Raw genomic sequence first — 7,037 nt, 5'->3', positions numbered from 1 at the left:
GCCCGCGGCGCGGGGCGGCCGGGGGCCAGCTCGCCCGCCCCCCGTCCGCCCCCCCCGGGGGCCCGGGGCGGCCCCGCGCGCGGCCGCCTCGGCGGGCCCCCCACGCCGCCGCCCCGGGGTGAAGGCCTGGCCGGGGGGCCCTTCGTCCGGGAGGCCGCCCCCCCCACGGGGGGGGGGGGGGCAGACGGACGGGAGGATCGTGGCGGGCCCGCCACGATCCTCCCGTCCGTCTCCTGGTCGCGTCGCCGACGTGAGCCGGTCCGCGGTCAGTCGAACGTGTTCGTCATCGCGTGGGCGGCGCGGTCGAGGTAGGCCCAGAGCTCGGCTTCGTCGAGGGGCGCGAGGTCGAGCGACTCCACCGCGTCGTGCATGTGGTGCAGCCAGCGCTCGCGGGCCTCGGGGGTGATGCGGAACGGGTTGTGCCGCATCCGCAGCCGCGGGTGCCCGCGTTCCTCGCTGTAGGTGCCGGGGCCACCCCAGTACTGCTGCAGGAAGGCCGACAGGCGCCAGATCGCACCCTCGAGGTCGTCAGCCGGGTACATCGGCCAGATCACGTCGTCCTGCTGGACGCCCTCGTAGAACCGCCGGACCAGCCGGTCGAACGTCGGCGCGCCGCCGATCCGCTCGTAGAGCGAACCGGTCGCCGACGCCCCGTGCTCGCCGATGCGCAGCGTGATCGGTTGCGCCGGGACGCCACCGGGGCCCGAGCCGGGGCTAGGGATCGGGTCGTTCACTGGTGGTCCTTCCCGGGATCCTGGTCGCGGTCCTGGTCGTCCGTGTGGATCGCCCGTCCGAACAGGTTGCCACGCTTCCCGCGCGACTTCGTCGGTGCCGGCGTCGGCTGCGTCCGGACGGAGCGCAGGCCGTTGATCGAGGTGGCGTTCTCCCAGCCCTCCGGCATGATCATCGCCATCGCCGGCAGGGTCACCCCGAGTTCGTCGACGGCGCGCTTCAGGCGGACCCGGAGCTCGCGACCGACGACGTCGAGCTCGGCCGCGCGGGTCTTCACGACGAGGCGGAACACCATGCCCGCGTCGCTGATCGACTGCATGCCCCAGATCTCCGGCTTCTCGACGATCCGCTGGCGCCACCGGGGCTCCTGCGACATCGTGACGGCGGCACGGAGCAGCGCGTCCTGGACGGCGTCGATGTCCGTGTCGTACGGCACGGTGATGTCGACGAGCACGCGCGACCAGCCCTGCGAGAGGTTCCCGACCCGCAGGATCTGCCCGTTCGGGACGAACCACAGGATGCCGTTGACGTCGCGGATCTGCATGACGCGGAGCCCGACGTTCTCGACGACGCCGGTCGCGGGCCCGGTGTCGACGACGTCGCCGACGCCCGCCTGGTCCTCGAGGATCATGAAGACCCCGGACAGCAGGTCCTTGACGATGCTCTGGGCACCGACCGCCAGGCCCGCGGCGATGAGCGAGGCGCCGCCGACGATGCCGACCGCGGCGTTCGGCAGCACGAGCGGGATGATCACCGCGAGGGCGATGAGCACGACGACGACCGTCGCCAGGTTCTCGAGCACGCTGCCCAGCGTGCGGGTCCGCTGCACGACGCGGGCGGTCTGGACGGGGGAGGCGACGAGCGCCTGGGTGTCCTCCACGTTCTGGCGGCGCTTGGCCCCGGTGACGACCCGCTCGACCACGCCCTTGATCGTGTGGCGGAGGACGAGCCGGACGATGACCGCCGCGAGGAGCGTGATGACGATGACGATCGGCACGTGCCAGGTGTCGACGAACTGGGTGAAGGTGTTCGACATCCACTTGGGGACGTCGTCGGTCGAGGTCGCAGCCAGGTTCATGATCCGATCGATGCTAGAGGGCGGGGCCTCGGCGACCCCTGAGGATCACCGAGGCCCCGCCCGTACGTGGTCGTCCGACGCAGGTCAGGCGTCGGCCGCCTGGACGCGCAGCGCGCGCTCGGTACCGGCGACGTTCTCCGACACGATGCGGCGGAGCGCCGGGGTCTCCGGGTGCGCCGCGAGCCAGGCGTGCGCGGCGTCGCGGAGCTCGACGGACGCGAGCGGTGCCGGGTAGAGCCCCGTCACGATCGTGTCGGCCATGTGGTAGCTGCGCTCGGCCCAGATGCGGGTGAGGACGTCGAAGTACCCCGACACCAGGCCCTCGAGCACGACCGGGCTGTTCGTGTGCTGGAACCCGACCGTCGTCTGCCGCACGATGGCGTTCGGCAGCTCGTCCGAGTCGACCAGCGACGAGAACGCCGCGAGCTTGCCCTCGGCCGTCGGGATGGTCGCCCGGGCGCGGGCCGCGGCCTGCTCGCCCGACGCGGTCTTGTCCGCGGCGAGCTCGGCGTCCACCTCGGCGTCGCCGGCGGCACCCGCGAGCACGAGGCCCTCGAGGAGCTCCCAGCGCAGGTCGGTGTCGATCTCGAGCCCCGGGAGCGTGACCGAGCCGTCACGCAGGCCCTGCAGCGTCGCCACGTGCTCCGGCGTCGAGGCGATCTGCGCGAAGAACTTCACGAACTGGAACTGCGCGTCCGACCCGGCGGCCGCGGCGCTGGCGAGCTGCCAGAGCGTGTCGCCGACGGTGCGGACGGTGGCGTCGACCTTGGCCGGCGCGACGTAGTTGCGGGCCGAGAGCAGGAGCTGCGACAGCGTGGTGCGGATGGTCGTCGACTCGGTCTCGGTCGCGATGTTGCCGAGCACGAGCCGGACGTAGTCGCTCGCGGGGGACTCGGCGTCGCGCGTCGCGTCCCACATCGCGCCCCAGACGATCGACCGGGCGAGGGGGTTCGCGATCGCGGCGAGGTGCTCGATCGCGGTGCGGCGGGACTGCTCGTCGAGGCGGATCTTGGCGTACGCCAGGTCGTCGTCGTTGAGCAGCACGAGCTCGCCGCGGTGCACGCCGACGAGCTCGGGGACCTCGGTCCGCGCGCCGTCCACGTCGATCTCGACGCGGTGGGTGCGCTCGAGCTTGCCGCCCGAGGACGCGGTGTCCGCGCCGAACGGGGCGGTCTCGTCGGCGACGAACCCGTAGACGCCGATCGCCAGGCGGTGCGGGCGGAGCGTCGGGTGGTCGGCCGGTGCCTCCTGCAGGACGGCGAAGGACGTGATCACGCCGGACTCGTCGACCTGGATCTCCGGACGGAGCGTGTTCACGCCGGCGGTCTCGAGCCACAGCTTCGACCACTCGGACAGGTCGCGGCCGCTGGTCGCCTCGAGCTCGACGAGCAGGTCGCGCAGCTCGGTGTTGCCGTGGTGGTGCTTCTTGAAGTACGCCGAGACGCCCGCGAAGAACGCGTCGATGCCGACCCACGCCACGAGCTGCTTGAGGACCGAGCCGCCCTTGGCGTACGTGATGCCGTCGAAGTTGACCTGGACGTCCTCGAGGTCGTTGATCGTCGCGACGATCGGGTGCGTCGAGGGGAGCTGGTCCTGGCGGTACGCCCAGGACTTCTCCATCGCCTGGAAGGTCGTCCACGCCTCGGTCCACTCGGTGGCCTCGGCCGTGGCGATGGTGGACGCCCACTCGGCGAACGACTCGTTCAGCCAGAGGTCGTTCCACCACTTCATCGTGACGAGGTCGCCGAACCACATGTGCGCGAGCTCGTGCAGGATCGTGACGACCCGGCGCTCCTTGATGGCGTCGGTGACCTTCGAGCGGAACACGTAGGTCTCGGTGAAGGTGACCGCACCGGCGTTCTCCATCGCGCCGGCGTTGAACTCGGGCACGAAGAGCTGGTCGTACTTCTCGAACGGGTAGGCGACGTCGAACTTCTCCTCGAAGTACGCGAAGCCCTTCTTCGTGGTCTCGAACACGTACTCGGGGTCGAGGTACTCGGCCAGCGAGCGACGCGCGAAGACACCGAGCGGGATGGTCCGGCCGTCACGGCTGGTCAGCTCGTCGCGCACGACCTCGTACGGGCCGGCGACGAGCGCGGTGATGTAGCTCGAGATGCGGGCCGTCGGGGGGAACGTCCACGTCGCGACCTCGCCGTCGACGTGCGGCTCCGGGGTCGGGGCGTTCGAGACGACCTGCCAGCGCGCCGGGGCCGTCACGGTGAAGGAGAACTCGGCCTTGAGGTCGGGCTGCTCGAACACCGCGAACATGCGACGGGAGTCGGGCACCTCGAACTGGGAGTACAGGTACACCTCGTCGTCCACCGGGTCGACGAAGCGGTGGAGCCCCTCGCCGGTGTTCGTGTAGAGCGCGTCGGCGACGACGACCAGCTCGTTCTGCTCCTGCAGCCCGTCGAGCTGGATCCGCACGCCGTCGTTCACGGCGGCGACGTCGAGCGCGGTGCCGTTCAGCTCGACCGAGTGCACGGTCTTCGTGATGGCGTCGATGAACGTGGCGGCGCCGGGCGTCGCGGTGAACCGGACCCGCGTCGTGCTGCCGAACGTCTCGGCGCCGCGGGTCAGGTCGAGCTCGACGTCGTACGTCTGCACGTCGACGATCGCGGCACGTTCCTGGGCTTCGGTTCTGGTGAGGTTCTCTCCGGGCACGGACGCTCCAACTTCGCTGACGGCGCGGACGATCGATGTCCGCGGTGAGGGGGTCCCGGCACGGCGTCGTGCGCCGTCGGGACGATGGGATCAGCCTAGCGAGCGCGCGTACGCTCGCATCGTGACCGAGACGACTGTGGACAAGACCGAGACGACCCCCACCGCTGTGGAGTTCTGGTTCGACCCGAACTGCCCGTGGGCCTGGATGACGAGCCGCTGGGTCGGCGAGGTCGCCCGGCACCGCGACCTCGACGTGACCTGGAAGGTGATGAGCCTGTTCGTCCTCAACGAGGACCAGGACATCCACGACGAGTACCGGGAGCGGATCCACGAGGGGCAGCTCTACCCGCGAATCGTGACCGCCGCGAAGCTCCGCCACGGGCAGGAGATCGTCAAGCCGCTGTACGACGCGCTCGGCGAACACGTCCACCACCGCCAGGAGTCGGACCCCGCCCAGGTCGTCCCCGCGGTGCTCCGCGAGCTCGACCTCGAGGCGGACCTGCTCGAGTACGCCTGGACCGACGAGGTCGACCAGGCCGTCCGTGCGAGCCACCAGGAGGGCATCGACCGGGTCGGCCAGGACGTCGGCACCCCGGTGATCGCCGTCGAGGGCACCGCGTTCTTCGGTCCGGTGATCTCCCCGGCGCCGAAGGGGCAGGAGGCCCTGGACCTGTGGGACGGCGTCGTCGCCGTCGCGAAGTACCCCGGCTTCTTCGAGCTCAAGCGCTCGCGCACCGTCGGCCCGGTCTTCGACACCGTCGAGTAGCAACCGAGCCCGCGACCGCGGGTCGGACGGGAGGCGCGGTGCGGGCCCGCCACGCGCCTCCAGTCCTCCGGTGCGCCGCTCAGCCGAGCGGCAACCGCATCAGCGTCAGGTCGAGCCACCGGTCGAACTTCCGCCCGACCTCGGGCAGGACGCCCACGGTGGTGAACCCGAGCCGCTCGTGCAGGGCGATCGACCCGACGTTGGACGAGCAGATCCCCGCCATCAGCACGTGCATCCCGGCGGCGCGGGCGTGGTCGACGAGCGCGTCCATCAGGACCGTCGCCACGCCCCGGCCGCGGAACGCCGGCACCACGTACACGCTGTGCTCGGCGGTGTGCCGGTACCCCTGGTGCGGCCGGAACGCGCTGTAGGTCGCGTAGCCGGCCACGACGCCGTCGACCTCGGCGACGAGCACCGGCAGCCCCGCGCCGCGCCGGTCGGCGAGCCAGCCGTCGAACCACGGACGCGGGTGCGGCTCGTCCTGCCAGATCGCGGTCGAGTGCAGGACGGCGTCGACGTGCAGTGCGTGGACGACGTCGAGGTCCCGCGGCTCGCAGTCCCGCACCGTGACCGGAGCGGTGGAGCCCGTCGCATATGCTGTCGTCATGTCTCAGATCGTAGACGACGCCGCGGCGCTCGAGGAACCCGGTGACACGACGGGCGCCGAGCACCCGGACGACGCCGCGCAGCGTCGACTCGGTGACCGGCTGCAGCGCCTGCGGACCGAGCGGAAGTGGAGCCTCACCGAGCTCGCCGAGGAGTCCGGCGTCTCCCGCGCCATGATCAACCGCGTCGAACGCGGGGTCTCCAGCCCGACCGCGACGATCCTCGGGCGGCTGTCGGGTGCGTTCGGGCTCACGGTCTCCCAGCTCCTCGACGAGTCCCTCGAGCACGACGTCCCGCGCACCGCCGACCCCGACGCCGCGCGGGGCGTGCAGCGCGGTGCGACCGCCGACTCGTGGACCGACCCGGAGACGGGGTACCGCCGACGCCCGGTGTCGAGCGCCGTGTTCCCCGCCGACGTCACCGAGGTCCGCCTGCCGCCCGCGCAGCAGGTGGCGTACCCGGCGAGCGCCTACGCCTTCCTCCGGCACTGCATCTGGGTCGTCGACGGCGTGCTCGAGGTCGTCGCGGGCGGCGAGGTCACCCGCCTCGGCGCAGGGGACCGGATCGAGCTCGGCGAGCCGGCGGACGTGGTCTACCGGAACCCCGGCGAGGACACCGTCCGGTACGTCGTCGTGGTGGTCCGGGCGGCGTAGGGCGGTCGTCCCGCGGGAATAGGATCGGTCACATGCGCATCCACCTCGGAACGGACCACGCCGGCCTCGAGTTCAACAAGACCCTCGCCCAGCACCTGACGGCGGCCGGGCACGAGGTCGTCGACCACGGACCGACCGAGTACGACGCGCTCGACGACTACCCCTCGTTCTGCATCAACGCCGCGCACGCCGTCGTGCGGGACCAGCGCGCGGGCGTCCAGGCCCTCGGTGTCGTGTTCGGCGGCTCGGGGAACGGCGAGCAGATCGCCGCGAACAAGGTCGAGGGCGTCCGGGCCGCGCTCGTGTGGAACGAGTCCACCGCGCTGCTCGCCCGCCAGCACAACGACGCCAACGTCATCTCGATCGGCGCCCGCCAGCACACCGAGGACGAGGCCATGCGCTTCGTCGACCTGTTCGTCGCGGAGCCCTTCTCCGGCGAGGAGCGCCACGCCCGCCGCATCGCCCAGCTGGCGGAGTACGAGACGACGGGGCACATCGCCGGTCGGCAGATCGACGAGTAGCCCGGGTAGACAGGACC

The 7,037-nt window shown here is 71.6% G+C and carries 7 protein-coding genes; 3 read left to right on the top strand and 4 right to left on the bottom strand.

Features of this window, described 5'->3' with window-relative positions; all coding sequences use genetic code 11:
- Positions 1–266: 266 nt before the first annotated feature.
- The 3 genes from HUN59_RS13485 to pepN all read right to left on the bottom strand — a co-directional run bounded on the left by HUN59_RS13485 (position 267) and on the right by pepN (position 4,474).
- A complete protein-coding gene (locus tag HUN59_RS13485) occupies positions 267–677 on the bottom strand; it encodes a globin (RefSeq protein ID WP_302691075.1) in 411 nt (136 codons plus the stop codon).
- 53 nt (positions 678–730) lie between these two features.
- Positions 731–1,810, bottom strand: a complete 1,080-nt coding sequence (locus tag HUN59_RS13480; protein WP_174778630.1) for a mechanosensitive ion channel family protein — start codon at positions 1,808–1,810, stop codon at positions 731–733.
- Positions 1,811–1,894: 84 nt separating this feature from the next.
- A complete protein-coding gene (pepN, locus tag HUN59_RS13475) occupies positions 1,895–4,474 on the bottom strand; it encodes an aminopeptidase N (RefSeq protein ID WP_174778629.1) in 2,580 nt (859 codons plus the stop codon).
- 136 nt (positions 4,475–4,610) lie between these two features.
- Between pepN and HUN59_RS13470 the strand changes: the two genes are divergently transcribed.
- A complete protein-coding gene (locus HUN59_RS13470; protein ID WP_174779498.1) occupies positions 4,611–5,240 on the top strand; it encodes a mycothiol-dependent nitroreductase Rv2466c family protein in 630 nt (209 codons plus the stop codon).
- A 79-nt stretch (positions 5,241–5,319) separates the two neighbouring features.
- Here the strand turns inward: HUN59_RS13470 and HUN59_RS13465 are convergent, their stop codons facing one another.
- Positions 5,320–5,847, bottom strand: a complete 528-nt coding sequence (locus tag HUN59_RS13465; RefSeq protein ID WP_144802224.1) for a GNAT family N-acetyltransferase — start codon at positions 5,845–5,847, stop codon at positions 5,320–5,322.
- Here HUN59_RS13465 and HUN59_RS13460 point away from each other — a divergent pair.
- Positions 5,846–6,499, top strand: coding sequence for an XRE family transcriptional regulator (locus HUN59_RS13460; protein ID WP_083519730.1), 654 nt, complete (start codon positions 5,846–5,848; stop codon positions 6,497–6,499). The two genes, HUN59_RS13465 and HUN59_RS13460, sit on opposite strands and share 2 nt — an antisense overlap.
- Positions 6,500–6,531: 32 nt before the next feature.
- Complete coding sequence (locus HUN59_RS13455) at positions 6,532–7,020, top strand: ribose-5-phosphate isomerase (protein WP_174778628.1); 489 nt, start codon at positions 6,532–6,534, stop codon at positions 7,018–7,020.
- The last annotated feature ends 17 nt before the right edge of the window (positions 7,021–7,037 follow it).

This window comes from Curtobacterium sp. Csp2 (assembly GCF_013347165.1).
The sequence above is the reverse complement of the archived record's forward strand: the minus strand, read 5'-3'. Positions and strand labels throughout refer to the sequence as shown.

Bases quoted from the DNA above. Each gene is read 5' to 3' on its own strand.
- HUN59_RS13480 (WP_174778630.1), bottom strand. From the start codon at position 1,810: ATGAACCTGGCTGCGACCTCGACCGACGACGTCCCCAAGTGGATGTCG.
- HUN59_RS13460 (WP_083519730.1), top strand. From the start codon at position 5,846: ATGTCTCAGATCGTAGACGACGCCGCGGCGCTCGAGGAACCCGGTGAC.
- HUN59_RS13465 (WP_144802224.1), bottom strand. From the start codon at position 5,847: ATGACGACAGCATATGCGACGGGCTCCACCGCTCCGGTCACGGTGCGG.
- HUN59_RS13455 (WP_174778628.1), top strand. From the start codon at position 6,532: ATGCGCATCCACCTCGGAACGGACCACGCCGGCCTCGAGTTCAACAAG.